This window comes from Streptomyces sp. NPDC030820 (genome assembly GCF_055572075.1).
In genome coordinates this window covers 168921-193500 of sequence record NZ_JBVIEB010000010.1, presented here as the reverse complement: position 1 = coordinate 193500, position 24580 = coordinate 168921, and the positions used below count along the sequence as shown (strand labels likewise).

Below are 24580 nucleotides of genomic sequence, written 5' to 3'. Positions count from 1 at the left end.
TACGTAACGGCAAACACATCAGCGTCGTCGCTGCCGGAGGTCTCTTCCACCCGCGTCGGGCCGACGCCCCGGGACCGGAACCGGTCCGTACTGACGGGTGCGCCGCAGTCAGGGAGTACTCCCCTCCGTACGGAAGACCGTACCCCAATCACCAAGGAAAGGTAAAGAGAAAAGTAAAGCAAAGACCAAGTATGCTGGTGGGAGGCCTTTAACTGTATTTGGTCGAGGTCCTGGCCACCTCGGTGAGCACCTGGTGCACGACCTGGCTCCCGGCCGGCACCAGCGACGGTTCATAGGTCCAGGCGTGCCCCACCCAGGGGTCGGCGAAGTGATCGTCGGGTACGGGTGTGAGTCGCAGCAGCGAACGCCACAGCGGATCGAGCAGGGGGCCGTAGGCGGCGGCGTCCTCACGGTCCGCCACCAGCAGGAGGTGGACACCGACGTCGGGCCCCTCGTCGGCGAGATAGCGCAGCCGGGTCACGGCGCGGTCGTCGAAACCGTGCGGAAAGTCGTTGACGATCAGCAGCTGGCGAGCGGTGTCGACATCGGCCGGCAGCGATTCGGGCGCACCGCCGCGCACCGCCATCTGCACCAGGTCCACCCGCCGGGTGAGCCGCTCCAGCATCTGCGTCACCCCGGCCACGCCGGTCGCGGGAGGCGTGGCGAGCACGCCGGTCCGCGTGAGCGGGGCGAAGGTCGCGGCCCCGGTGCCGGCCGGGTCGATGACCTGCACGGCGAAGTCCCCCGCCGGATGCACGGCGAGCAACCGCGCCGCCAGCGCCACCGCTGCCTCCATGGCCAGGTGCCGCAGCTCGGCGGAGTCCGGGAAGCCGCCGGATGCCGCCGCCGGGCCGCTGTCGAGCCACAGACCGCGTTCCAGCGGCAGCCTGACCAGCAGGGGGATGCGCAGCGGCGCGCTCTCGGGCAGACGGAGATCGCCGAGGCGCAGAGCCATCGGGGGCTCGGCGGGCACGCGGTAGCCGTGCCAGACGGGGTTGTCCCAGCGGGCGTAGGCGGGCGGCAGCGCGGGCTCGACCACCTCGGACTCGGCGGTGAGCTGGGCGAGGTCGCGGTCGAGGACCGCACGCGCCTGATCCACCAGCTGGGTCCGGCGGGCGTGGGCCGCCTCGCGCGCGGCGTCGCTCGCGCTGCCGAGCCTGCCCCGGGAGTCGGCGAGGGCCTGGTCGAGCTCCTTCTCCAGGCGGGAGTCGGCGAAGTCGACGGCGCTGCGGTACGCGGCGGTCGTGCGGGCCAGGTCCTCGAACATGCCCCAGACCTGGTTGTACAGCCGCTCCTCCATCGACCAGCCCACCGCGTCGCCTGCGACGGGCTGCGCGGGCCCGTCGTCGGCGGCCGGAGCCTCCGGGGGCGGTGTGCCGTGCGGGCGGCGGCCGGGGTGCGTGTAGTCGACCCGGGCGCCGGGCTCTCGCGAGGCTGCGTCGGATGCCTGGGTGTCGTACGGGTTCCGCGCGGCGTACGGCTGCGCGGGCTCCGACTCCGGCTGCTGCGAGGCGCAGGAAGGCGTCTGCCCGGGCGTCCCGGACGCGGAGGTGTCCTGAGGATCGGGTACGTCGGTGTCGTACGGCCCGGGGGCCGACGTGACGTGCGCGGTGGAGGCGGATGCGTCGTGCGGTGCAGCCGCAGAGGTGTCCTGGGATGTGCGAGCTGAGGTCTCGTGCGCCGACGGTGCGGAGGCCGGCGTCGGCAGCGTGCGGGACGGGCTGTGGGCAGCCGCCTCGCTGGGAGCCGCCGCCTCGCCAGGGGCTGCCGCCGCATGAGCCGCGGCAGCCACGTCGGCGGCCTCGCGCAGTCCCTGGTCGGCGAACAGTGCGTGGAGCCCGGCCGCGTAGCCCTGGCCCACGGCACGCACCTTCCAGGCGCCCTGTCTGCGGTAGAGCTCGAGGGCGACCACGGCCGTCTCGCCGTCCAGGCCGGTGAGGGTGAAGCAGGCGAGTTCGGTGCCGTCGAGACCCTCGACCGTCGTGTGCGGGGCGGCGACGGCACCGAACCGGAGCGGTGCCCCGGCCCCGGTGGGCAGGGCGAGAAAGACGCCGACGCGGTGGACGGCCTCGGGCAGAGCGCCCAGGTCGACGGCGAGCCGGTGCCCGGTGGCGGCCTGCCGGGGCACCTCGACACCGGGCAGGGCGGGGGCGCCGGGATGGGCCACCCACTGGGGGCCGTGGACCGTGCCGTTCTCGTCGCCGAGCGTGGCTCCGGCCATGACCGGCACCCCGGCCGAGATCCGGATCGCCAGCCGGACGTGGGACAGCGGGTGGTTCTGCCCCCGCACCAGCTCGGCCGTCATCGCCGTCGCCCCCCTGTGTCGTTGTCGTTCGGTCCTGCGCCCGCCGGTCGAGCGGGCGGTCCTAGAGGTGCTGCTGGATCGCCGGCATCAGGTCCTGGAACGTACGGCCGTTGGCCGGGGCGCCCAGGGCGGTCATCGTCCAACCGGAGCCCGCGCGGTGCACCTTCGCCATGATCTGGGCGGTGTAGTCGCCGCCGCCGTCCAGCGTGTAGCGGGCCAGTTCCTGGCCGTTGGTCTCGTCCACCAGACGGCAGAACGCGTTCTGCACCTCCTGGAAGGTCTGACCCGTAAAAGAGTTCACGGTGAAGACGATCTGGTCGACGTGGACCGGGACGCGCTGCAGGTCCACGAGGATCGCCTCGTCGTCACCGCCCTGTCCGGCGCCGCCGACGAGGTTGTCGCCGGTGTGGCGGACGGAACCGTCGTCGCTCACCAGGTGGCGGAAGAAGACGACATCGACCGGCTGGGTCTCGGCGAAGAGGACGGCCGACGCGTCCAGGTCGATCTCGCGCGTGCGGGAGCCGAACAGACCGCGCCGCTTCGCCGCCTGCCAGCCGAGCCCCATACGGACCGCGGTCAGCGTGCCCCCGTCCTTCTTCTCCAGGCTGATGGCCTGACCCTTGCTCAAGTTGACGGACACCGCTGAATCCCCTCTCGAAAGTCCCCTGTTGCCGCGCAGTGCGCGGTTGTCCAGAACCCTACGCAGGGGCACCGACAGTGCCGAACCCCGGTCCGCGCTTTGTGTCGGTGTTGCAACACTTGGCGCATATACCGAGGTCCGGCACGGTGGCGGGGGTTCAGGCGAGACCGGCTTCCCGCATCTGGCGCAGTTCCTTCTTCATCTCCGAGACCTCGTCACGCAGCCGGGCCGCGATCTCGAACTGCAGCTCCGCGGCGGCGGCGCGCATGCGCTCGGTCATCTCCTCGATCTGCTCGGCGAGTTCGGCCGCCGGGCGGTCCGTGGGAACCATGGCCGCCGCCTTGCCCTTGGCCGACTTGCCGGCCTTGGCCGCCTTGTCGCCCAGCGCCGGGACGGGTGCCTTGGCGCCCTTGCCGTCCTTGGACTTGCGGTAGCCGGTGCCGAGGAGCTGCTCGGTGTCGACCTCCTCGCGGGCGATCTGGGCGACGATGTCGTTGATCTTCTTGCGCAGCGGCTGCGGGTCGATGCCGTTGGCCTTGTTGTAGGCGATCTGCTTCTCCCGGCGGCGGTTCGTCTCCTCGATGGCCTTCTCCATCGCCGGGGTGATCTTGTCGGCGTACATATGGACCTGGCCGGAGACGTTGCGCGCCGCGCGGCCGATGGTCTGGATCAGCGAGGTGCCCGAGCGCAGGAAGCCCTCCTTGTCGGCGTCCAGGATCGCGACCAGGGACACCTCGGGCAGGTCGAGGCCCTCCCGCAGAAGGTTGATGCCGACCAGGACGTCGTACTCACCGGAGCGCAGCTCGCGCAGCAGCTCGACGCGGCGCAGCGTGTCGACGTCGCTGTGCAGATAGCGCACCTGAATACCGAGCTCCAGGAAGTAGTCGGTGAGGTCCTCGGCCATCTTCTTGGTGAGCGTGGTGACGAGAACCCGCTCGTCCTTCTCGGTGCGTTTGCGGATCTCGTGCACCAGGTCGTCGATCTGGCCCTCGGTGGGCTTGACCACGACCTCCGGGTCGACCAGACCGGTGGGTCGGATGATCTGCTCGACGACACCGTCCCCGCGGGACAGCTCGTAGGTGCCCGGGGTGGCGGACAGGTAGACGGTCTGGCCGATGCGCTCCTGGAACTCCTCCCACTTCAGGGGGCGGTTGTCCAGCGCGGAGGGCAGGCGGAAGCCGTGCTCCACGAGGGTGCGCTTTCGGGAGGCGTCGCCCTCGTACATGGCGCCGATCTGCGGGACTGTGACATGCGACTCGTCGATGACGAGCAGGAAGTCGTCCGGGAAGTAGTCCAGCAGGGTGTTGGGCGGGGAGCCGGGCGAGCGGCCGTCGAAGTGCATCGAGTAGTTCTCCACACCGGAGCAGGTGCCGATCTGGCGGAGCATCTCGATGTCGTACGTGGTGCGCATCCGCAGGCGCTGGGCCTCCAGGAGCTTGCCCTGTTTCTCCAGCTCCGCCAGGCGCTCTCCCAGCTCCTTCTCGATGTCGTTGACGGCCCGCTCCATGCGCTCGGGGCCGGCGACATAGTGGGAAGCGGGGAAGACGTACAGCTGCTGGTCGTCGCTGATGATCTCACCGGTGAGCGGGTGCAGCGTGGACAGCGCCTCGATCTCGTCGCCGAACATCTCGATGCGGACGGCCAGCTCCTCGTAGACCGGGAAGATCTCGATGGTGTCGCCGCGGACGCGGAAGGTGCCGCGGGTGAAGGCCATGTCGTTGCGCGTGTACTGGATGTCGACGAAGCGGCGCAGCAGCTCGTCCCGGTCGATCTCGTCGCCGACCCTGAGGGGGACCATCCGGTCCACGTACTCCTGCGGAGTACCGAGGCCGTAGATGCAGGACACCGAGGCGACCACGATGACGTCGCGGCGGGTGAGCAGCGAGTTCGTCGCGGAGTGGCGCAGCCGCTCGACCTCCTCGTTGATCGAGGAGTCCTTCTCGATGTAGGTGTCCGACTGCGGGACGTAGGCCTCGGGCTGGTAGTAGTCGTAGTACGAGACGAAGTATTCGACCGCGTTGTTCGGCAACAGCTCGCGGAACTCGTTGGCCAGCTGGGCGGCCAGCGTCTTGTTCGGCGCCATCACGAGCGTGGGGCGCTGGAGCTTCTCGATCATCCATGCCGTGGTGGCGGACTTGCCGGTGCCGGTCGCGCCCAGCAGGACGACGTCCTTCTCACCGGCCTGGATGCGCTTGGCGAGGTCGGCGATGGCCGTCGGCTGGTCGCCGCTGGGCTGGTAGGGGCTGACGACCTCGAAGGGCGCCACCGTGCGTTCGATCTGGGAAACGGGCCGCATGTCATCCACCGTACGACCCCGCACTGACAACGGGTCCGGATCAGCGGTTCTGCGGGGTCCGGGAGACGGGGTGCGCGGGCCGGTGCCCCTCGTGGAGGGCGGTACGCCGGTGCGGGTGGGAGGCGACGGCGGAGGCCGGGACACCCGGTTTGTGCTCGACGAGCCTGGGGACGGGCCTGCCCATGATCATCAGCGGGTCGAAGACCACCACGACGCCCGCGAGGAGCAGGAAGGCGAGCGGACCGATCAGCATGGGCGCGAGCACGGACGGCTCCGGCGCGCCTCCGCCGGTGTGGGAGGTGCCGTCGAGGTGAACGCCGAGGGCGGCCATGCCCGTGTAGTGCATGCCGCTGACCGCGAGACCCATGACGAGGCTCGCCCCCACGCTCCACGTGAAGCCCCGGACACGTCCGGCGGCCCACAGCGCGGCGGTGGCGGCCACGACCGCTATGACGACGGAGGCGGCGACGGTGAGCGTGTTGTAGGTGAACCGCCCGTGGAAGTGCACGCCGGCCATGCCGAGGTAGTGCATCGAGGCGACGCCCAGACCGGTGATCGTGCCACCGGTGAACAGCGCGGTGCCGGTGGCACCCCGGTAGCCGACGATGAAGATCCCGACGCCGACCATCACGATGGCGAGGCCGAGACTCGCATAGGTGATCGGCTTGTCGTAGTGGATCGGCGTCTCCTTGATGGCGAAGCCGATCATGGCGACGAAGTGCATGGTCCAGATGCCGGAGCCGATCGCGGCCGAGCCGAGGGCCAGCCAGGCGGGCCGCCGGGAGTGCGTGACCAGCAGGGACCGGGTGGTGCAGCGCAGGCCGAGGGCGCCGCCGAGGCAGGCCATCAGATAGGCCACCAATGGAGTGACGGCCCCGTAGCTGAATCCGTCGACCGTGCCTTGCATCCGCGGCTGCCCTTCCGCCCTCTTGCGTCCCGGAATCCTTGAAATGTTCCCCCGGCCCAGGACCGCCGGGGCGGTCAGGGTTTTCGCAGAGAGTATGACCCCCACCGGAACGGTCGAACGATTTTCCGGCAAAGAAACACGGCCTTGCCGCAGTTGTGCGGTACCGGTGAGCGGACTTGGGACATGTCCATTCCGTCTGTGGCCATCGTGCGCCGGGTGCCGTCGACCGTCTGCTGTCAGTCTGTTGCTGTCCGTGTTCGCTCGATGCGAGGAGTCTGCATGCACGCGCGCGTAGTTGCCGCCACGGTCGCCGCGGTCCTGGGGACGGCGGCCCTGCTGAGCCCCGGCTCCGATGCCCGGGCCGGCGGCGTCGGCGAGCCGACGGTGATCGCCCACCGCGGTGCCTCCGCCTATGCTCCCGAGAACACGCTGGCCTCGATCGACAAGGCCGCGCAGCTGGGCTTCTCCTGGGTCGAGAACGACGTCCAGCGCACCAAGGACGGCGAGCTGGTCGTCATCCACGACGACAGCCTGCAGCGCACCACGAACGTCGAGCAGGTCTTCCCCGGCCGGGCGCCGTGGAAGGTGAAGGACTTCACCGCGGCCGAGATCGCCCGGCTGGACGCGGGCAGCTGGTACTCGCGCGCCTATGCCGGGACGCGCGTGCCGACGCTGGAGCAGTACATGCGCCGGGTCGAGCACAACCACGAGAAACTGCTCCTGGAGATCAAGAACCCGGAGCTGTATCCGGGCATCGAGCAGCAGACCCTGAAGCTCCTCGGCAACGAGGGCTGGCTGGACCACGAACACCTGGACCGGCTGATCGTGCAGAGCTTCAGCGCCGACAGCATCCGGACCGTGCACGAGCTGAAGCCCGCGATCACCACCGCCTGCCTCGGATCGCCCACCGTGGCGCAGCTGCACCAGTACAAGCGCTTCACCGACCTCATCAACCCCTCGTACGGGTCGCTCTCCAAGGGGTACGTCTCGGCCTTGCACGCCTTCGGCGGGCCGCACGGCAGGCCGCTCAGGGTGTTCGCCTGGACGGTGAACGACGCGGCGACCGCACGCAAGGCCGCGGGCTACGGGGTGGACGGGATCATCACCAACAAGCCCGACGTGGTGCGGGCCGCGCTGGGCTCGGACTGAGCGCGGCGGGCGTTGTCAGTGGCGGGTCGTACCGTGGGCGCATGGACAGCCATGTGCAGGACGAGCAGCGGGTCGTGTGGGCCGTGGTGGGCACGGACATCGGGCCGCTGATGCTGGCGGCGACCCGTGACGGCCTGGTCAACGTCGTCTTCCACGCCACGGACGCGGTGCGCGACCGCGCCGTGGAGCGGCTGGCGGCCCGGCTGGGCGCCGCTCCCGTGGAGGATCCCGACTCACCGTTGCTGACGGAGGCGATACACCAGCTGCGGGCCTACTTCGCGGGCGAGCGGCACGACTTCGACCTGCCGCTGGACTGGTCGCTGATCTCGGGCTTCAACCGGCAGGTGCTGCGTGAGCTCGCGACCGGTGTGCCGTACGGCACGGTGGTGGGGTACGGCGATCTCGCCGGGCGGGTCGGACAGCCCGGCGGGGCGCAGGCGGTCGGCGCGGCCATGGGTGCCAATCCGTTGCCGGTGGTCGTTCCGTGTCACCGGGTGGTGGAGAGCGACGGTGGAATCGGCGGCTTCGGGGGCGGGCTGGAGACCAAGCGGAAGCTGCTCGCCCTGGAGGGTGTACTGCCCGAGCCGCTGTTCTGACCCCGCTCCGGAGACCCGTCTCTGACAAGCCCCGGAGAAGGAGCCGGCTACTCGCCGTAGTGCCGGGCCTCGAAGACGTTGCCGTCGGGGTCGCGGAAGTAGAAGCTGCTCGTGGCGTTGCCGCGGGCACCGGAGAGGTTGTGGTCGACGCCCGAGATGGCGACGCCATGGTCCTGCAGGCGGGCGCGCAGGGCGTCGAAGGCGTCGGCCGGCAGGGACAGGCAGACGTGGTTCACGGGGTGACCCGCACTCTCGGCCGCACCGGGCAGCATCTGCATGCGTGCGGCCATGGTGAGCGGGGCGAGGTCGAGGATGGTCTCCTCATTGACGCGCACCGAGGGGAAGGCCACCTTTCCCTCGGCGAACTCGGCGACCCTGATCGGCTCCAGACCGACTGCCTCCTGGTAGAAGCCGGCCGCGGCCACGGGATCGGCCACCCACAGGACGACATGGTCGAGACGCGTGCTGTTCCTGGTCATGTGGCCCAGGCTGGTGGCGTCCCCCACAGTCCGCAAGGGCAACAGGCCATGAGCGTTTAACGGCGGCCGGCGCCCGCCAGAGATGAGGAGAGGCCGACAGACAGGAGGCGGTGCCCGTGCTGGTGGTGTCGGAAGAGGTCCGGGAAGCGATCGACGCACGGCGGCCGGTGGTGGCCCTGGAGTCCACGATCATCGCGCACGGTCTGCCCCGCCCGCGCAACCTGCAGGTGGCGTTGGAGCTGGAGGACGCGGTGCGCCGGGAGGGCGCCGTCCCGGCGACCATCGCCGTGCTCGACGGTCGTCCCCTTGTCGGCCTGGACAAGGAGCAGCTGGAGCGGGTCGCGAACGAGGACGGCATCCGCAAGCTGGGCCATCGCGATCTGCCGCTCGCCGTGGCGGCGGGCGTGAGCGGGGCGACCACGGTGTCGGCGACGGCACAGCTGGCCGCGCTCGCGGGCCTCCGGGTGTTCGCCACCGGCGGGCTGGGCGGTGTGCACCGGGAGTGGACGGTGACCCAGGACGAGTCGGCCGACCTCGGTCTGCTGGCCCGCACCAGGATCACGGTGGTCTGCGCGGGCGTGAAGTCGATCCTGGACGTGCCGGCGACCCTGCAGCGACTGGAGACGCTGGGCGTGGCCGTCGCCGGGTACGGTACGGACCGGTTCCCCGGCTTCTACCTGTCCGACTCGGGGCATCCGGTCGACTGGACACTGGACACCCCGGAGCAGGTCGCGGACGTCATGCGAGCCCAGGAGGCACTTGACGCGCCGCCGTCGGCGCTGATCGTCGCCCAGCCGGTCCCAGAGGCGGAGCAGCTCGATCCCGAGCTGCACGCACGCGTGCTGGCCGAGGGCCTGCGCGCCTGCACGGACCAGGGCATCTCAGGTCAGGCGGTGACCCCGTTCCTGCTGGACTACCTGGTCCGGCACACCGACGGGGCCTCCCTGAGCGCCAATCTGGCGGCCGTACGCGGCAACGTACGGCTGGCGGCGCGGATCGCCACGGCGTGGACCAGGGGGTGACCACGGGCCCGGGCGGGGCCCTGCTGGTCGTCGGTGACGTGGTCACGGATGTGGTCGCCCGGCACCGGGGGACGCTCGCGGCCGGCACCGACACCGCCGCGTCGATCCGGACCCTGCCGGGTGGCGCGGGCGCGAACGTGGCCTGCTGGGCCGCGCACACGGGCTGCGCGGACGTACGGCTGCTCGGGCGGGTGGGCGCGGACGCGGCCGCATGGCACGAGCGTGAGCTGGCCGCGGCCGGCGTGCGGCCCCGGCTGGTGATCGATCCGACAGCGGCGACCGGGACGGTCATCTGCCTGGTCGATACGGATGCGGCGGCAGAGCGTACGTTCCTCACGGACAGCGGGGCGTCTTTGCGGCTCGAACCCGCCGACTGGTCGGACGCATTGCTCGACGGCGTCGGCCGACTGCACCTGTCGGGCTATCTGCTGTTCACGGAGCCGAGCCGGGAGCTCGCACGGACGGCGCTCGCGGCGGCACGCGCGCGTTGCGTGCCGGTCAGCCTCGATCCGGCATCGGCCGGATTCCTGGTGCGGCTGGGGGTGGACCGCTTCCTGGCCTTCGCGGAGGGGCTGGACGTGCTGCTGCCGAGCCGGGACGAGGCATGTCTGCTGACGGGGCTGCCGGATCCGGTGGATGCGGCGGCCAAGTTGAGCCGTCTCGTCCCGCTCGTGGTCGCCAAGGCGGGTGCGGACGGTGCGCTGGTGGCCCGTTCCGGCGGCGCACCGGCCAGGGTCCCGGCCGTTCCGGCGGTCCCTCGGGACACCACGGGCGCCGGTGACGCCTTCACCGGTGCGTTCCTCGCCGCCCTGCTCACGGGAGCGGACCCGGAGGAGGCGGCGGCACACGGCTGCCGGGCAGGTGCGGAGGCGGTCGAACGGGTGGGCGCCAGACCGCCGCGTCCGGGGCGCGCCGGCTAGCGACCGGCGGGGGCCATGAAGACACCGGCAGTGGCGGCTCGACTCGCGGCGCATCGCGAACGCCGCGGCCGGGGCTGCGGGGATCCGCGTCGTAGCCGCCGGGGCGGCGGAGATCTCCGCCGAGCCCGGCCAGGGCGGCTGGGATCCGCGCCGAGCCGAGCCGGGGTGGTTGAGTCAGCGTCGAACCGAGGTACGGGTGCCTAGGCCTTCCTCCCCACTAGTTCTTCTGGTTCTTCCTCCCCACTCCTTCCTCCTCCACTCCTTCCTCCCCCACTAGTCCTTCCTCCCCCACGCCGAGATCATCGGCGCGGTGGCCAGGTCCATGCCGCCGGCCTCGACGTTGGCCAGGTGCTGGTCGATGTCCTCGTCGGTGGCGAGCCCCGCGGCAACCAGCCGGTGCCGGATCTGACGGACCGTGGCGGCCTCGAGAGCGGTGCAGGCAGGTGACGTCACCGGGAAGAACGCATCCGCCTCCACCCCGCTCAGTCCGGCCTCGCGGAGCAGACGCGGGAGTTTACGGCCGTACGACAGGTCGGCGCCACGTTCGGCGAGCAGCGTGCGGAAGCCCTGACGCAGGCGGTTGGCGAGCCGCTGCTCGGGACCGTGCTCGTCGGGGCAGATCAGGGGCTGGAGAGCGGGGTCGGCATCCTCGATCAGCAGGTGCCCGCCGGGCCGCAGGGCCTGGATCATGGACCGCAAGGCCTTTTCCCGGTCCGGCACATGGACGAGGACGAGCCGGGCGTGGACCAGGTCGAAGCCCTTACCCGGCGGTTCCTCGGCACCCACGTCGTGGACGCGGACCTCCACCGGCGGGCGGGCTGCGGCGGCGAGCCGCGAGGTGTCGATGTCGGTGGCGACGACCTGTCCGGTGGGACCCACCTTCCTGGCGAGCCAGGACACCACGGAGGTGCCGCCGGCCCCGACTTCCCAGCAGCGCCCGCCGAGTCCGATGCCCAATGCCTCGATGTGCCGGAAGGTCGTGGGATCGAAGAGGTCGGCGAAGGCGTCGAAGCGCTCCGCGGCCTCGTTCTGCCGGTTGTCCAGGAGATATCCGTCGGATGAGGTCATGCCACGATCATCCCCGTCACCCGGCTTCGGCCAGCCCGCCGACGCTCCGGCCAGGGGCGGCCGGGGCGATGCCGGGGCATCGATGCTGCGTCCACAGCCGGGAACCAAGCGGAACATCCCGTTCCCACAGGCTTACCCGCGCTTTGCCCTCGGCTGGCAGACTTGCCCGGCAAGGCGCGAAAGCGTTGTGCGAGGAGATCCAGGCAAGGAGATCCAGATGTCCATGGCGGGGAATCTGCGGAAGGTCACGGGGCTGGGCAGGGTCGGCGGCCTGCGCAAGGTGGCGCGGCTGGCCCGGCGGCGGCCGCGCGTGGACCTGAGCCATCCCGCCCGGTCACCGCTGGGCTCCTCGGTGGTCAACTGTGTGACGTACCAGGACGGTGTGCGGGTGCCGCAGTGCACGGACCTGGTGGATGCCGTGCGGATGGTGCGCAAGACGGGCGAGGGCTTCGTCTGGCTCGGGCTGCACGAGCCGACGGACCGTGAGTTCGCGGGCATCGCCGAGCTGTTCGACCTGCATCCCCTGGCGGTGGAGGACGCGGTCGAGGCCCATCAGCGGCCGAAGCTGGAGCACTACGGCGACACGCTCTTCGCGGTGTTCAAGACGGTCTGCTACGTGGAGCACGAACAACTGACGGCGACCAGCGAGGTGGTCGACACCGGCGAGATCATGGTGTTCGTCGGCGAGGACTTCGTCATCACGGTGCGGCACGGCCGGCACGGCTCACTGGGTCCGCTGCGCGAGGAGTTGGAGGCGCATCCGCATCAGCTCGCCAAGGGGCCGGCGGCGGTGCTGCACGCGATCGCCGACCATGTCGTCGACGACTATCTGAATGTCACGGACGCGGTGCAGGCCGACATCGACCAGGTCGAGACGGAGGTGTTCTCGGAGAACGGTGCGCGGCTCGACCCCGGGCGCATCTACCAGATGAAGCGTGAACTGCTCGAACTGAAGCGGGCGGTGGTGCCGCTCGGCCGCCCGGTGGAGGACCTCGCCACCCGGCCCATACGGGTCATCGCCCCGGAGATACAGGCGTACTTCCGGGACGTGCTCGACCACCTGATACGCGCCAAGGAACAGATCGCCTCCTTCGACGAACTGCTCAACTCGATTCTGCAGGCCCACCTCGCACAGGTGACCGTCGCACAGAACGAGGACATGCGGAAGATCACGGCCTGGGCCGCGGTGATCGCCGTGCCGACGATGGTGTGCGGGGTGTACGGCATGAACTTCGACCACATGCCGGAGCTGCACTGGCGGTTCGGCTATCCGCTGGTCATGGCCGTCATGGGGGCGGCGTGTCTGGTGCTGTACCGGGGCTTCAGGCGCAACGGCTGGCTCTGAGCCGCAGGGGCGCGCTGCCGGGCCGCCCGGATCAGCCGCTCCAGGCGGGATGGCGCGGGTCGTCGGTGCGTACCAGCACGTCCGCCGTGGCGGTGGGGTCGACCTCGGACTCGTAGCGTTCGAAGGCGGGAAGTGTCCAGTGCTCGGTCTCGGGGGTACGGCGGCGCAGAGCACCCGGGGAGAGGAGGAGGTGCACGGTCAGGTCGAAGGGGAACCAGTGCCGCAGCAGGAGGGGGCCATGGAGCAACAGGACACCGCGGGGCGGGAGTTGGACGTAAGGGCTGCGGGTGGCCCGGTCGGTGGCCGGATCCCACAGGTCGGGCAGGACCCGCCCGCTGCCACCGGGGTCGAGCGGGCCGAAGACCTCGCGCCACAGGGCGCCGGTGTCGAACCAACCGCCGTAGTACGACTCAGCGTCGCGCCGCCCGTGCTCCAGGCGTAGCGAGGCGGGGCGCAGGAAACCCTCCGCGCCGACCACGAGTGAGGGCCGGCCACGCACCCGCAGTGCTTCCCCGACCCGTTCCGCGAGGTCGCCGGGCCGGGCGGCCGGGGCCCCGTCGAAGCCGACTCGCGGCCAGGCGCTTCCGTCGGCCGGCTCCAGCCCGGCCAGCCGATCGGCGAGCAGCTCCGCGAGCCGGTCCCAGGTGATCGCTTCGAGTCGCACAGGGCCATGATGCCGGGTGGCGGAAGGTGAGGTGACACTGCCTGCCGGGGGCAGGCCCGGCGGAGGGCTGACCGGCGTAGGAGCAGCGGGATCAGTTGCGGTGTTCGGACGCTCAGCGGGCCGCCACTGGGTGATGCTCACGCCCGCCGGACACCTGGAGCACGGCGGACCGCGGACGGGGCGGTACCGCGTCGGCGGGGAGCGGCTGCCCGGAGCAGAGAGTGGCGACGGCGGGGTTGAGCCATGGCTGTCGTACGCCGATCTCGCGGTGGCGGTGGTGGACGAGATCCAGGCTCCGGCGCGGCACCGTACCCGGGTGTCGGTGTTCAACTTCCGGAGCGGGAAGGAGGAGGCGATGGACACGAAGGAGTAGGCAAGGCGTGGGAAGCGTGGGCGGCTGCGGGGAAAGTACTGCGTATGGCGCTTCCCTCAACTCCCCACTCCCCCGGACGGCTTGTCGTCATCCAGGCGCAGAAGCCCAAGCGGTGCGCCGTGTGCCGGCGCGGGCCGCTGTCGCTGCTCGTGCTGGAGGACGGGGCGCCGCGCTGTCTGCACTGCGCGGACCTCGGACACCTGGTGTTCCTGCCGCGCGGGGACACCGCACTGACCCGCAGGTCGAGGGAGGAGAGCGGGCTGTCGGTCGTCGTGGTGCGGTTCAACCGGCGCAAGGGCCGTTACGAGCGGCAGGGCGTGCTGGTGGAGGAGGCGGCGCTGGCCCGGGCCGAGGCCCGCTGCCTGGCAGACGCGGAGGCGCGGCGCAGGCGGCGGGCGCGGGACGCACGGCGCCGGGCGGCGGAGGACGAGCGGTTCGCGGCGGCGTTCGCGGCCGAGATCCTGCGGCTCTTTCCCGGCTGCCCTGCCGATCGCGCGCGGGCCGTCGCGGCGCACGCGTCCGTGCGCGGCAGTGGGCGGGTCGGGCGCAGTGCGGCCGGGCGGGCGCTGTCGGAAGGAGCGGTGGTCTCGGCGGTCGTGGCGGCCGTACGGCATGTGGACACGCCGTACGACCAGCTACTGATGAGCGGGGTGTCACGGTACGAGGCACGGCGCCGGATCGCCCCGGCCGTGGAGAGTGTGCTGCGAGGCTGGCAGGACGCCGGGGCGGAGGCAGGCTGAGCGGGGGGAGGGGAGCGGGGGGAGGAGGAGCGGGGGGAGGAGCCGGGGGGCCGGGAGGGGTACCGGGCGGAACGAGACGAAATGGGGCGTGGAGATGATCGACGGGCCGTTCTTCCTGCTGGTCGTGGTGGGGGTTCTCGGCACCGGGCTGATGGCCGGGGTCTTCTGCGCGTTCTCGACCTTTGTGATGCGGGGGCTCGCCGCGCTGCCGCCCGCGCAGGGTGTCGCGGCGATGAACGCGATCAACGTCGCCGCGGTCCGGCCCGCCTTCATGACGGTGTTCAACGGCTCGGCGGTGCTGAGCGCGATGATCGCGGTGGTGACGTTCGTGGTGTGGCCGGACGAGGGGAAGCTAGACCTGCTGCTGGGCAGCGCGCTGTATCTGTTCGGTTCGTTCGGGCTGACGATCGTCGCCAACGTCCCGCGCAACGACCGGCTGGCCCGGCTGGCCCCGGGCGCCGCGGAGGCCGCCGAGTACTGGCCGGAGTACGTACGCGAGTGGACGTTCTGGAACCACGTCCGCACCGTCGCCTCGGCAGCGGCCGCGCTGGTCTACGTACTGGCCCTCGCCTGATCTCCGTGCGACCCCCGGGATGACCGGCCCCTGACAAGCCCCCGGAGAAAGCGCTGTCCACCACTCTGCGCGGTGGTCGGCGCCGACGTATCGTGGCCGAAAGAGTGCCGAAGGATGCCGCCCGATGGCGTACGGCCCGTCGTACACCCGATACCCGCGCGGTATCCGTACGCGAGGAAGACCACCATGGCCGATCCCAAGGGGTTCATGAACACGCCGCGCCAGGAGTGGCCGCGGCGGCCCGTCGAGGAGCGGGTGCGGGACTGGGACGAGGTGTACGTCCCAGGAGCGCTGCTGCCCATCATCAGCAAGCAGGCCGACCGGTGCATGGACTGCGGCATCCCGTTCTGCCACGACGCCTGCCCGCTGGGCAATCTGATCCCGGAGTGGAACGACCTGGTCTCACGGGAGGACTGGCGGGCGGCGAGCGACCGGCTGCACGCCACCAACAACTTCCCCGAGTTCACCGGGCGGTTGTGTCCGGCACCGTGCGAGGCGGGATGCGTGCTGGCGATCAACCAGCCGGCCGTCACCATCAAGAACGTCGAGTGCGCGATCGCCGACCGGGCCTGGGAGGAAGGTTTCGCCCAGGCGCGGCCGCCCGAGCGGCTGTCCGGGAAGACGGTCGCCGTCATCGGCTCCGGGCCCACCGGGCTCGCCGCGGCGCAGCAGCTGACCCGGGCCGGGCACACCGTCGCCGTGTACGAGAAGGACGACCGGATCGGCGGGCTGATGCGGTACGGCATCCCCGAGTTCAAGATGGAGAAGCGGCATCTGGAGCGGCGGATCGAGCAGATGCGGGCCGAGGGGACGAAGTTCCGTACGTCGACGGCCGTCGGGCGTGATGTCGGGGCGGTGGAGCTGCGGGGACGGTACGACGCCGTCGTCATCGCCACCGGAGCCACCGCGTGGCGGGAACTTCCGGTGCCGGGCCGGGAGTTGTACGGGATACACCAGGCGATGGAGTATCTGCCGCTGGCCAACCGGGTGTGTGAGGGGGATCTGGAGGTTTCACCGCTGTCCGCGGCCGGCAAGCATGTGGTGATCGTCGGCGGCGGGGACACCGGGGCGGACTGTCTGGGAACCGCGGTGCGCGAGGGGGCCGCGTCCGTGACCCAGCTGGACATCTACGCGCAGCCGGGCACCGAGCGCGACGAGGACGCCGAGCCATGGCCGACGTACCCGAAGATCTACCGGCTGTCGGCCGCGCACGAGGAGGCCCGGGACCTGCGTACGGCACCGGCGGCGGACGCGGACGCGCGGCTGTTCGCGGCGTCCACGCTCCGCTTCGGCGGGGACGCCGGCGGGCGGGTGCGGTCGCTGCACCTGGTCGAGGTCGACGAGTCGCGCCGCCCGGTGCCGGGCACCGGGCGGACGCTTCCCGCCGATCTCGTGCTGCTCGCCCTCGGCTTCTCCGGGCCGGACCAGGCGGACGGGCTGATCGGGCAGTTGGGTCTGGAACTCGAACCGCGCGGCACGATCGCCCGGGACGACGGCTTCGCGACCAACGTCCCCGGGGTGTTCGCCGCCGGGGACGCGGCGCGCGGGCAGTCGCTCATCGTCTGGGCGATCGCGGAGGGGCGGGCGGTGGCGGCGGCCGTCGACCGCTGTCTGACCGGGAGTTCACGGCTGCCTGCGCCGGTCTCTCCGAGGGATCGGCCGATGAGGGTGTAGGTGTGGCGGAAGGTTTCTTGTGGCTGTTGGTTGCCGTGGAGCACGGCCGGCGTCGGCCCCGGGTCATCCCTTTCGCTCGTCCGTCCCCGCCACCTTCCCCGTCGACAGGGCCACCCGGTTCCACGTGTTGATCGCGCAGATCACGGCGATGACGTGGGCCAGTTCCTCCTCGTCGAAGTGGGCCGCGGCCTCGGCGTAGACGGCGTCGGGGACGCCCGCGTCGGCGACGAGGGTCAGGGCCTCGGTGAGCGCGAGGGCGGCCTGTTCCTTGGGCGTGAAGAAGTGCCGTGCCTCGCGCCAGACGGCGACCATGTGCAGCCGGTCCTCGCTCTCGCCGGCCTTGCGGGCGTCGTTGGTGTGCATGTGCAGGCAGTAGGCGCAGTGGTTGAGGAGGGAGGAACGGATCTGGATCAGCTCCACCAGCGCCGGGTCCAGGCCGGCGCGGGCGGCGGCGTCGAAGCCGATGACGGCGCGGAAGACCTTCGGGGCGGACTTCGCGAAGTCCAGTCGGGTACGGGCGGCCTCGACCTCGGCGATCGCGGTGGTGATGTCGGCTGCGGTGGTGTTCGTGTTCGTCGTCATGGCTTCAACCTACGGGCCGGATAGACCGGCTGTAGGGTGCATTTCCATGACGGAATCATGGGTCAATTCCGCGGAGCGGATCGGCGCCGATCTGCATCTGGAGCTGTCGGGTCCGGGCGGGCGGCGGGCCGCGCTGACCCGGGCGCTGCGCGAGGCCGTGCGCAGCGGGCGGCTGGCGCCGGGCACCCGGTTGCCGCCGTACCGGTCGCTCGCCGCCGATCTGGGCGTGGCCCGCAACACGGTGGCCGACGCGTATGCGGAACTGGTCGCGGAGGGCTGGCTGACCGCCCGCCAGGGTTCCGGCACCCGGGTCGCCGACCGGGCGGAGCCGCTGCGGCACGCGGTACGCACGCCGGTGAAAACACCTCCACGCGCGCGTGGCCCGCGACACGATCTGCGGCAGGGCGCGCCGGACGCGTCGGCGTTCCCGCGGGCAGCCTGGTCGGCCTGCTATCGGCGGGCGCTTCAGGCGGCGCCGAACGAGGCGTTCGGGCCCGGGGATCCGGCCGGCCGGCGTGAGCTGCGGGAGGCGCTGACCGAATATCTGGCACGCGCGCGTGGCGTGCGGACCGAGCCGGACCGGATCGTGATCTGCTCGGGCTTCGCGCACGCGGTGCGGCTGCTGTTCGGCCAGGGCGCGGGCGGGGTGCTGCGCGGTCCGCTGGGCGTGGAGGCCTACGGGCTGGACTTCCACCGGGGGCTGCTCACCACGGCCGGGGTGCGCACGGTGCCGCTGCCGCTGGACGAACACGGCGCGCGAGTGGACGTACTGGGGCGGGAGCGGGCCGTGCTGCTCACGCCGGCGCACCAGTTCCCGACCGGCGGCCCGCTGCACCCGGAGCGCCGGGCGGCCGTGATCGGCTGGGCACGCGCGCGTGGGACGGTGGTACTGGAGGACGACTACGACGGCGAGTTCCGGTACGACCGCAAGCCCGTCGGTGCGCTCCAGGGCCTCGATCCGGAGCGGGTGATCCACCTCGGGTCGGTCAGCAAGAGCCTGTCACCGGCGCTGCGGCTGGGCTGGATGGTGCTGCCGGAGCGGTATGTCGGGCCCGTGCTGGCGGCGAAGGGCGAGCGGGAGGGCTGGGCGAGCGTCCTGGACCAGCTGGCCTTGGCGGAGTTCATCGTCTCCGGGTCCTACGACCGTCATGTGCGGCGCATGCGGCAGCGCTACCGGCACCGGCGTGACCGGCTCGTCGCCGCGCTCGCCGAACACGCGCCGCAGGTCGAGGTGACGGGCATCGCGGCCGGGCTGCACGCGGTGCTGCGGCTGCCGCCGGGCACCGAGCGGTCTACGGTGAAGGCCGCCGCATGGCAGGGCGTCGCCCTGGACGGACTCGCCGCGTTCCGGCATCCGGAGGCGGCGGCGACGGTGGGTGACGGACTGGTGGTGGGGTACGCGGCCACGGCGGAACACGCCTACGGCGCGGCCCTGGAGGCGCTGTGCGGGGTACTGCCTCCCGGGTGAGGAGCGGGTCACCTCCGGCGTGCGGCGCAGTCGCCCCCGGCGCGGCGCCGGGGGTCAGTGGCCGAGCCTGCCGCTGAACAGGCGCGCCGCGCAGGTCCGGCGCCGGGCTCGACCAGGTCGAGGCCGGTGAAGAAGCGGGTGAACTCCTCGCGGGAGCGCAGGGCGAGGGTGACGCCGGCCGTCTTCAGCCTCCCGGTGGCGGCCGCCGACTCCTCGGGGCTGAAGTCTGCCGTGGCGTGGGTCGTCATCAGGTAACTGCCGGAGGGCGGTTCGGCGAGCAGCCTGGCCATGGATGATCAAGTCGGCACCATAAGGAAGTTGAGCAAGAAGCAACACATGGTTCGAGGTCAGGACAGCAGGAAGTCGGCCTCCCCTGCCTTGGCGCCCTCGATGAACGCGGTCATCTCGGCCGTGGTGTAGATCAGCGCCGGCCCGTCCGGGTCGGTGGACTGCCGTACGGCGATCCGGCCGTCGGCGAGCTTCATCGCCTCCAGGCAGTTCCCGCCGTTGCCGCCGCTCCAGGGCTTGTGCCAGCCCTCGCTGCCCAACTCCCGCGCCGGCATGCCGTTGTAGACGTGTCCGCGCGGCGTGATGCGATCCATTCACAGCTCCTTGCGGAGATCCCGGAGGATCTCCTTCGTGCGTTGTGCCGTAGCGGCCTGCGCCGCCATGCGGTCCATGACCTCGAGGTGGGTCGCCACCTCCGTGCGCGCGTCCAGATAGACGGCGCCGGTCAGGTACTCGCTGTAGACCATGTCCGGCAGCTCCGGCATGGCGAATCGGAACAGCACGAAGGGCCCGTACGTCCCCGGGTGCGGCCCGCTCGCGAACGGGGCGACCTGGAGCGTCACATGGGGCAGCTTCGTGGCCTCGAGCAACTTGTCGATCTGCGCGCGCATCACCTCCGGAGGGCCGACCGGGCGGCGCAGGGCGGTCTCGTCCATCACCGCCCAGAAGCGGGGGGCGTCGGGACGGGTGAGCAGTTGCTGGCGTTGCATGCGCAGGGCGACGTGCCGCTCGATGTCGTCCGGGCTGGTCTGGCCGATGGCACCGGACTTGAGCACACCGCGCGCGTAGTCCTCGGTCTGGAGCAGGCCGGGGACGAAGTGCGGCTCGTAGGAGCGGATGAGACCGGCCGCACCCTCCAGGCTGACGTACATCGAGAACCAGCCGGGCAGGATGTCGTGGAAGCGCTGCCACCAGCCGGGCCTGTTGGCCTCCTCGGCCAGCTGGACGAAGAGTTCGGCCTCGTCGTCGGCCACGCCGTAGGCTTTCAGCAGCAGTTGCAGGTACGGGATCTTGAGGGCGACCTCGGCCGTCTCCATGCGGCGGACGGTGGCGGGCGCGACGCGCAGGACGCGGGCGGCCTCCTCACGCTTCAGTCCGGCGCGTTCCCGCAGGTCCAACAGGCGCCGTCCGAGGACCACCTGGCCCACCGTCGGCGCGGACCGCGGTTCGCTCACGCTCTCACCTCCACCGAACGCCTCCACCGAACGTTTCCCGGCAACCGAAGGTTTCCAGGCGACCGAACCTTTCCTGACAGGGGTTTCCCGATAGCCCTGCGGCGCCACTCGAAGATGCATTCGAAGACCGGGACGGACCTCCGATGACCCCAATTGGCGCCGCTCGACGTGCTGTTGCGAGCAGTGTGCCACGGCCCCTGACCGAGTCACACAGCACTCTGCAATTTTCAGAGTGACACTTGCCAAGTGTTCACGGCGGGGAGATAGTGGCAAGCGTGATTCCGTCCGCGCCCTTAGGAACAGACGCCGCCGCAGACCACCCCGGTCTCGGTGCCGCCACGGGAGCAGCCCCTGACGGGGGTGCTGCCGGGCGCCGGTTCCGCTTCGAGCTGGCCGCACATCCGGGTTCCGTCGCCCAGGCGCGACGCCTCGCGCACGCCCGGCTGACCGGCTGGTCGGTGTGCGCGGACATCTGCGACAGCGCGGCCCTGGTCATATCCGAGCTGGTCACCAACGCGATCGTGCACACCGCGAGCAGCCGCGTGGTGTGCGAGCTGCACGACCACGACGACACCGTACGCATAGCCGTACGGGACGAGGGCTGCGCCCCCGGCGAACCCCAGCCCTCCCCACAGCGACCCGACGAGGAGCACGGGAGGGGATTGCTCCTCGTCGACGCGCTGTGCCAGGCCTGGGGCGCCCAGGAACACGGGCCCGGCCTGCTGGTATGGGCCGAGCTGGCCCGCGGGAGCGACGCGGCCCACGACACCGCCGCTCCGCGAGGCGACCTGGGCTGGGGCGCCCGCCCCAAGCCGGGCCGCCCGGACGACTCCGGCGAGGACGAGGCACCGGAGGGCCGGCAACGGGCCACCGGGCACCCTCACCCTCTCGCACCCGAGCCCCAGCACCGCCACGGGGCACCGGCCCCCCACCGGCACCGAATCCTGGACCGGCCACCCCACCAGTCTCTGCACCGCGCCCCCGAGCAGCACCGTGCCGGGGAACGCCCGTGACCGCACGGCACGACTCCGGCGGCCACGACGCCCGCAGCCACGGCCCCAACGGGTACGAGCCGGACGGGTATGACAACAGGCACCACGTCACGGGCCCCTTCCCGCCCGGCACCGTCAGCACCGCGCGTGCCGCCCGTGCCGCCGGCCAGGGCCCTGAGCGGTCCCTCGGTCTGGACACCCTGGTGCGGCTGCAGCGGCACAGGTCCGTCCCGGACGCGCCCCGCCGGCTCACGGTGCCGGAGGGCATGACCGCATCGCTCGGCTGCGACGCCGTGGCCGTGCCCGACCGCCTCGGCCCGCTCGTCGTACCCCGGCTGCCCCGGCTGGGCTGTGTGTACACCGACGGCGCCCGCTGGTGGTGGCTCGTTCCGTCGGACTCCGACTACGCCCTCCCCTGGCCGTCCCCGGCGCACTACGCCCCCGGCGCCCTGGTCACCGGCACCGCACGGCTCATCCATCGTCCGGAGGGCACGGTTCCGTACACTCCGCCGATCCCGCTGTACCTGGCCCTGTGCCGGGTGACCGGGACGACTCCGGACTGGTCCCGGGCGGCGTAGGGCTGCGCTCGCCCGGGCCTGACGCCCTACCGGGGTGCCGGCTCGCCTTGCACCCCCTTCACTCCCCCGCGTTCACCCCTTGCGCCCTGCCCCACCATCCGTACGCCCGGACATAGTGGCCGTTCCGTCACGCTCCGGGAGGTCAGGTGAGGAAGAAGCGGGGGACGCCCGAGCCCGTGGTGTCGGGGTCGGAGCGACTGCTGTTCGGGGGACCGCTGCGGTACGACATGGGCTGGAACGAGCACGCGGACGCCTTCCTGGAACTGAGCTTCCGGGCGATGGTCCTCCGGCTGCCCGGCATGCTGGCGTCCAGTCTGCGGCTGGCCCTGCAGGCCGACGCCCGGGCCGCGCGGATCGTCCTGGCCACCGAAGCGCTCCGCGGCGCCGCCCAGGCGGTGAGCCTGCTGGCCGTGAACAGCGCGCTCGCCAGGCTGCTGACCGGCCCGGACATCGCGCAACGACTCCGGTCGGCCGCCCCCGCACTGCTCGCCATGGCCGCCGTGTCGCTCATGGCCGTGCTGCTGCGCGCGGCCTCCACGTACGCCATCGGGCGGCTTGAGCCCAAGGTGGAGCGCGTGGCGACCGAGCTGTATCTGGAGCGGGCGGCGAACGTGGAGCTGGCCGCCATCGAGGACCACGCCTTTCACAAACTGCTGGACACCGCTCGGTACGGCGCCGAGTCCGCGCGCCGCATGATCTCCTACGGCGCCCGGGTGATCGGCGCGCTGATCTCGCTGATCGCGGCGGCGGGCGTGCTGGCGGTGCTGCATCCGGTCCTGCTGCCGCTGCTGGTGACCATGACCCTGCCGAGCGCCTGGAGCGCGCTGACCAACGCCCGGCGCCGCTACGAGTCCTTCCATGTCTGGGTGCAGCACGCCCGCGCCGGCCGGCTGATCAGCCATCTGCTCACCGAGCCGGCCGCGGCCCCGGAGGTCCGGGTGCACGGGGTCGGCCCGTTCCTGCTGCAGCACTTCCGGTCCATGTCGGAGTCGGCGGAGGCGGAGCAGGCCCGGCTGGCCCGGCTCGCCGCCCGGACCGGACTGATCGCGGCGGGCTGGACGGGCCTCGCCACGCTCGCGACCTACGCCACGCTGGGCGCGCTGCTGCTGGCCGGCGCGATGGCCCTGTCGGTCGCCGGTACGGCGGTGATCGCGATCCGCACGGGTGCGTCGAGCCTGGACACCCTGGTGCTGGAGATCAACCAGCTGCACGAGGAGGCCCTGTTCGTGGGTGATCTGCAGCGGCTGTACGTGGAGGCGGCCGAGCGGGCCGTCCCGGAGGGCGGTGAGGCCCTGCCGGAGGACCCGAAGGAGATCCGGTTCGAGCACGTCACCTTCAGCTATCCGAGTGACACGCCCGACCCCGCCTCCGGTGGATCGCGAGCCCGCCCCGCCCTCGACGACGTCACCCTCACGCTGCCGCTCGGCCGGATCATCGCGCTCGTCGGCGAGAACGGCTCGGGCAAGACCACGCTGGTCAAGCTGCTCGCGGGCCTGTACACCCCGGACCGCGGCCGCATCCTGTGGGACGGCGTCGACGCGGCGCGGGCCGACCGGCGGCTGCTCGCCGAGCGGATCGCCATGGTGGCCCAGGACTTCAAGCGCTGGCCGTTCACCGCGCGGGTGAACGTGGCCGTCGGCCGCTCGGCCGCGCCCATCACCGAGGAACGGCTGGCCGCGGCCGTCGCCGAAGCGGGGGCCGAGGAGGTGGTCGCGGATCTGCCGCGCGGCCTGGACACGCTGCTGGCCCGCGACTTCAGCGGCGGGCACGAGCTGTCCGGCGGTCAGTGGCAGCGGCTCGGCATCGCCCGGGCGGCGTACCGGCGCGGGCGGGTGCTGATCGTGGACGAGCCGACGGCAGCGCTGGACGCGCGGGCCGAGCTGGAGGTGTTCGAGAAGATCCGGGCGCTGGCCGGCAGCGGGCAGACGGTCGTACTGATCACCCATCGGCTGGCCTCGGTGCGGCATGCCGACCTGGTGCATGTGCTGGAGCACGGGCGGCTGGTGGAGTCCGGCACGCCTCAGGAGCTGCTGGCCAGGGGTGGTGTCTACGCCGAGCTGTACGCGCTGCAGGCGGAACAGTTCACGGCGCAGGTACCGGCGCCGAGGCCGGCCTGAGCACAGCCGACGGCGACTGCGCGCTCACTCGGCCGCCTCGGTCCCCCGCACGATCACCAGGAAGGTGTCCGTCGCGAGGTCCATGACCACTTCGGCGGGCAGGCCTTCCAGACGCCGCGCGTGCGCGAACTCCTCCGCGGGCCGGGAGCCCCGCGGACCACCGGCGGGAAAGCGTTCGAGCACGGTTCGCCCGTTCACCATCTCGCACCTCCAGAAAGCGTCGTACTCGTAGGAGTTAACGCCCTGGAGAAGGGAAACGCCTCGCTCAGTGACGGGACTGAGACATTACCTACACTCGTTCGGCGCGGAGCGTGCGGGACCGTTCACTTTGAGACATGAACCGCACCCTCCGTGTCAGTAGTCGTACTCGTCGTGAAGACGCAGCCGGTCGCTGGCTCGCCCTCCGCCAGGGCGAGTTCGGGAAACCGTTCCAGCAGGGCCGTCAAGGCGATCGGCGAGGGACTCGGTCATCACGCCGACGTACGACGCGGTCGTCACCTCGCGTGCGCCGAACCGCGCATCCCGGCGGGGGGGGGGGGGGGGGGGGGGGGGGGGGGGGGGGGGGGGAGGGGGGGGGTGGGGGGGGGGGGTGGGGGGGGGGGGGGGGGGGGGGGGGGGGGGGGGGGTT

General features: G+C 71.6%; 24 protein-coding genes and 1 pseudogene. 13 read left to right on the top strand and 12 right to left on the bottom strand.

What is annotated here, in order from left to right:
- Positions 1 to 208: 208 nt before the first annotated feature.
- The 4 genes from ACZ418_RS27320 to ACZ418_RS27305 form a co-directional block, all read right to left on the bottom strand.
- Complete coding sequence (locus tag ACZ418_RS27320) at positions 209 to 2305, bottom strand: TerD family protein (RefSeq protein WP_468367863.1); 2097 nt, start codon at positions 2303 to 2305, stop codon at positions 209 to 211.
- A 61-nt stretch (positions 2306 to 2366) separates the two neighbouring features.
- A complete protein-coding gene (locus ACZ418_RS27315; RefSeq protein ID WP_468367861.1) occupies positions 2367 to 2945 on the bottom strand; it encodes a TerD family protein in 579 nt (192 codons plus the stop codon).
- A gap of 157 nt (positions 2946 to 3102) precedes the next feature.
- Positions 3103 to 5241: an excinuclease ABC subunit UvrB gene (gene uvrB / locus ACZ418_RS27310; protein ID WP_468367858.1), complete on the bottom strand. Its 2139-nt coding sequence runs from the start codon at positions 5239 to 5241 to the stop codon at positions 3103 to 3105.
- Between the two features lie 40 nt (positions 5242 to 5281).
- Complete coding sequence (locus ACZ418_RS27305; RefSeq protein ID WP_468367856.1) at positions 5282 to 6148, bottom strand: MHYT domain-containing protein; 867 nt, start codon at positions 6146 to 6148, stop codon at positions 5282 to 5284.
- 279 nt (positions 6149 to 6427) lie between these two features.
- On the opposite strand from ACZ418_RS27305, the gene ACZ418_RS27300 reads away from it, so the two are divergent.
- Together ACZ418_RS27300 and ACZ418_RS27295 are read left to right on the top strand one after the other, a co-directional pair.
- On the top strand, positions 6428 to 7297 hold the full coding sequence (locus ACZ418_RS27300; RefSeq protein WP_468367854.1) for a glycerophosphodiester phosphodiesterase: 870 nt from the start codon (positions 6428 to 6430) through the stop codon (positions 7295 to 7297).
- A 41-nt stretch (positions 7298 to 7338) separates the two neighbouring features.
- Positions 7339 to 7893, top strand: a complete 555-nt coding sequence (locus ACZ418_RS27295) for a methylated-DNA--[protein]-cysteine S-methyltransferase (protein ID WP_468367851.1) — start codon at positions 7339 to 7341, stop codon at positions 7891 to 7893.
- Positions 7894 to 7940: 47 nt separating this feature from the next.
- On the opposite strand, the gene ACZ418_RS27290 is transcribed toward ACZ418_RS27295, so the two are convergent.
- Positions 7941 to 8372, bottom strand: a complete 432-nt coding sequence (locus tag ACZ418_RS27290) for a VOC family protein (protein WP_468367849.1) — start codon at positions 8370 to 8372, stop codon at positions 7941 to 7943.
- Positions 8373 to 8488: 116 nt separating this feature from the next.
- Here ACZ418_RS27290 and ACZ418_RS27285 point away from each other — a divergent pair, with 116 nt between their 5' ends.
- Both ACZ418_RS27285 and ACZ418_RS27280 read left to right on the top strand, forming a co-directional pair.
- The gene (locus tag ACZ418_RS27285; protein WP_468367846.1) at positions 8489 to 9394 is read left to right on the top strand and encodes a pseudouridine-5'-phosphate glycosidase; all 906 of its coding nucleotides are present in this window, start codon (positions 8489 to 8491) and stop codon (positions 9392 to 9394) included.
- Positions 9391 to 10314, top strand: coding sequence for a carbohydrate kinase family protein (locus ACZ418_RS27280; RefSeq protein WP_468367843.1), 924 nt, complete (start codon positions 9391 to 9393; stop codon positions 10312 to 10314). Before ACZ418_RS27285 ends, ACZ418_RS27280 begins: the two co-directional genes overlap by 4 nt.
- Before the next feature lie 273 nt (positions 10315 to 10587).
- Here ACZ418_RS27280 and ACZ418_RS27275 read toward each other — a convergent pair whose 3' ends face one another.
- Positions 10588 to 11382, bottom strand: a complete 795-nt coding sequence (locus ACZ418_RS27275; RefSeq protein ID WP_468367840.1) for a methyltransferase domain-containing protein — start codon at positions 11380 to 11382, stop codon at positions 10588 to 10590.
- 217 nt (positions 11383 to 11599) lie between these two features.
- Between ACZ418_RS27275 and corA the strand changes: the two genes are divergently transcribed.
- On the top strand, positions 11600 to 12727 hold the full coding sequence (corA, locus tag ACZ418_RS27270) for a magnesium/cobalt transporter CorA (RefSeq protein WP_468367837.1): 1128 nt from the start codon (positions 11600 to 11602) through the stop codon (positions 12725 to 12727).
- Positions 12728 to 12758: 31 nt separating this feature from the next.
- On the opposite strand, the gene ACZ418_RS27265 is transcribed toward corA, so the two are convergent.
- On the bottom strand, positions 12759 to 13391 hold the full coding sequence (locus ACZ418_RS27265) for a nucleoside/nucleotide kinase family protein (RefSeq protein WP_468367834.1): 633 nt from the start codon (positions 13389 to 13391) through the stop codon (positions 12759 to 12761).
- Between the two features lie 100 nt (positions 13392 to 13491).
- On the opposite strand from ACZ418_RS27265, the gene ACZ418_RS27260 reads away from it, so the two are divergent.
- From ACZ418_RS27260 to ACZ418_RS27245, 4 genes are all read left to right on the top strand, one after another.
- Positions 13492 to 13764, top strand: a complete 273-nt coding sequence (locus ACZ418_RS27260) for a hypothetical protein (protein WP_468367831.1) — start codon at positions 13492 to 13494, stop codon at positions 13762 to 13764.
- Between the two features lie 44 nt (positions 13765 to 13808).
- Positions 13809 to 14504, top strand: coding sequence for a DUF2293 domain-containing protein (locus ACZ418_RS27255; protein ID WP_468367828.1), 696 nt, complete (start codon positions 13809 to 13811; stop codon positions 14502 to 14504).
- A gap of 94 nt (positions 14505 to 14598) precedes the next feature.
- Positions 14599 to 15078: an anthrone oxygenase family protein gene (locus ACZ418_RS27250; protein WP_468368336.1), complete on the top strand. Its 480-nt coding sequence runs from the start codon at positions 14599 to 14601 to the stop codon at positions 15076 to 15078.
- A 186-nt stretch (positions 15079 to 15264) separates the two neighbouring features.
- Positions 15265 to 16752, top strand: a complete 1488-nt coding sequence (locus tag ACZ418_RS27245) for a glutamate synthase subunit beta (RefSeq protein ID WP_468367826.1) — start codon at positions 15265 to 15267, stop codon at positions 16750 to 16752.
- A 63-nt stretch (positions 16753 to 16815) separates the two neighbouring features.
- Here the strand turns inward: ACZ418_RS27245 and ACZ418_RS27240 are convergent, their stop codons facing one another.
- Positions 16816 to 17334: a carboxymuconolactone decarboxylase family protein gene (locus tag ACZ418_RS27240; RefSeq protein WP_468367823.1), complete on the bottom strand. Its 519-nt coding sequence runs from the start codon at positions 17332 to 17334 to the stop codon at positions 16816 to 16818.
- Positions 17335 to 17380: 46 nt separating this feature from the next.
- On the opposite strand from ACZ418_RS27240, the gene pdxR reads away from it, so the two are divergent.
- Complete coding sequence (pdxR, locus tag ACZ418_RS27235) at positions 17381 to 18802, top strand: MocR-like pyridoxine biosynthesis transcription factor PdxR (RefSeq protein WP_468367821.1); 1422 nt, start codon at positions 17381 to 17383, stop codon at positions 18800 to 18802.
- 101 nt (positions 18803 to 18903) lie between these two features.
- Here the strand turns inward: pdxR and ACZ418_RS27230 are convergent.
- From ACZ418_RS27230 to ACZ418_RS27220, 3 genes and pseudogenes are all read right to left on the bottom strand, one after another.
- Positions 18904 to 19086, bottom strand: a pseudogene (locus tag ACZ418_RS27230) (SAM-dependent methyltransferase); the annotation flags it as partial.
- A 63-nt stretch (positions 19087 to 19149) separates the two neighbouring features.
- The gene (locus tag ACZ418_RS27225) at positions 19150 to 19404 is read right to left on the bottom strand and encodes a DUF397 domain-containing protein (RefSeq protein WP_388621247.1); all 255 of its coding nucleotides are present in this window, start codon (positions 19402 to 19404) and stop codon (positions 19150 to 19152) included.
- Positions 19405 to 20265, bottom strand: coding sequence for a helix-turn-helix domain-containing protein (locus ACZ418_RS27220; RefSeq protein ID WP_468367818.1), 861 nt, complete (start codon positions 20263 to 20265; stop codon positions 19405 to 19407).
- A gap of 239 nt (positions 20266 to 20504) precedes the next feature.
- Here ACZ418_RS27220 and ACZ418_RS27215 point away from each other — a divergent pair, with 239 nt between their 5' ends.
- From ACZ418_RS27215 to ACZ418_RS27205, 3 genes are all read left to right on the top strand, one after another.
- On the top strand, positions 20505 to 21278 hold the full coding sequence (locus ACZ418_RS27215; protein WP_468367816.1) for an ATP-binding protein: 774 nt from the start codon (positions 20505 to 20507) through the stop codon (positions 21276 to 21278).
- 170 nt (positions 21279 to 21448) lie between these two features.
- Positions 21449 to 21835, top strand: a complete 387-nt coding sequence (locus ACZ418_RS27210; RefSeq protein ID WP_468368334.1) for a hypothetical protein — start codon at positions 21449 to 21451, stop codon at positions 21833 to 21835.
- A gap of 146 nt (positions 21836 to 21981) precedes the next feature.
- The gene (locus tag ACZ418_RS27205; RefSeq protein ID WP_468367813.1) at positions 21982 to 23952 is read left to right on the top strand and encodes an ABC transporter ATP-binding protein; all 1971 of its coding nucleotides are present in this window, start codon (positions 21982 to 21984) and stop codon (positions 23950 to 23952) included.
- A gap of 24 nt (positions 23953 to 23976) precedes the next feature.
- On the opposite strand, the gene ACZ418_RS27200 is transcribed toward ACZ418_RS27205, so the two are convergent.
- The gene (locus ACZ418_RS27200) at positions 23977 to 24153 is read right to left on the bottom strand and encodes a hypothetical protein (protein WP_450980585.1); all 177 of its coding nucleotides are present in this window, start codon (positions 24151 to 24153) and stop codon (positions 23977 to 23979) included.
- Between the last annotated feature and the right edge of the window lie 427 nt (positions 24154 to 24580).

Excerpts from the sequence above, each read along its gene's own strand:
- ACZ418_RS27320 (WP_468367863.1), bottom strand. The coding sequence starts at position 2,305 with ATGACGGCCGAGCTGGTGCGGGGGCAGAACCACCCGCTGTCCCACGTC.
- uvrB (WP_468367858.1), bottom strand. The coding sequence starts at position 5,241 with ATGCGGCCCGTTTCCCAGATCGAACGCACGGTGGCGCCCTTCGAGGTC.
- ACZ418_RS27305 (WP_468367856.1), bottom strand. The coding sequence starts at position 6,148 with ATGCAAGGCACGGTCGACGGATTCAGCTACGGGGCCGTCACTCCATTG.
- ACZ418_RS27300 (WP_468367854.1), top strand. The coding sequence starts at position 6,428 with ATGCACGCGCGCGTAGTTGCCGCCACGGTCGCCGCGGTCCTGGGGACG.
- ACZ418_RS27295 (WP_468367851.1), top strand. The coding sequence starts at position 7,339 with ATGGACAGCCATGTGCAGGACGAGCAGCGGGTCGTGTGGGCCGTGGTG.
- ACZ418_RS27290 (WP_468367849.1), bottom strand. The coding sequence starts at position 8,372 with ATGACCAGGAACAGCACGCGTCTCGACCATGTCGTCCTGTGGGTGGCC.
- ACZ418_RS27275 (WP_468367840.1), bottom strand. The coding sequence starts at position 11,382 with ATGACCTCATCCGACGGATATCTCCTGGACAACCGGCAGAACGAGGCC.
- corA (WP_468367837.1), top strand. The coding sequence starts at position 11,600 with ATGTCCATGGCGGGGAATCTGCGGAAGGTCACGGGGCTGGGCAGGGTC.
- ACZ418_RS27255 (WP_468367828.1), top strand. The coding sequence starts at position 13,809 with ATGGCGCTTCCCTCAACTCCCCACTCCCCCGGACGGCTTGTCGTCATC.
- ACZ418_RS27250 (WP_468368336.1), top strand. The coding sequence starts at position 14,599 with ATGATCGACGGGCCGTTCTTCCTGCTGGTCGTGGTGGGGGTTCTCGGC.
- ACZ418_RS27245 (WP_468367826.1), top strand. The coding sequence starts at position 15,265 with ATGGCCGATCCCAAGGGGTTCATGAACACGCCGCGCCAGGAGTGGCCG.
- ACZ418_RS27240 (WP_468367823.1), bottom strand. The coding sequence starts at position 17,334 with ATGACGACGAACACGAACACCACCGCAGCCGACATCACCACCGCGATC.
- pdxR (WP_468367821.1), top strand. The coding sequence starts at position 17,381 with ATGACGGAATCATGGGTCAATTCCGCGGAGCGGATCGGCGCCGATCTG.
- ACZ418_RS27225 (WP_388621247.1), bottom strand. The coding sequence starts at position 19,404 with ATGGATCGCATCACGCCGCGCGGACACGTCTACAACGGCATGCCGGCG.
- ACZ418_RS27200 (WP_450980585.1), bottom strand. The coding sequence starts at position 24,153 with ATGGTGAACGGGCGAACCGTGCTCGAACGCTTTCCCGCCGGTGGTCCG.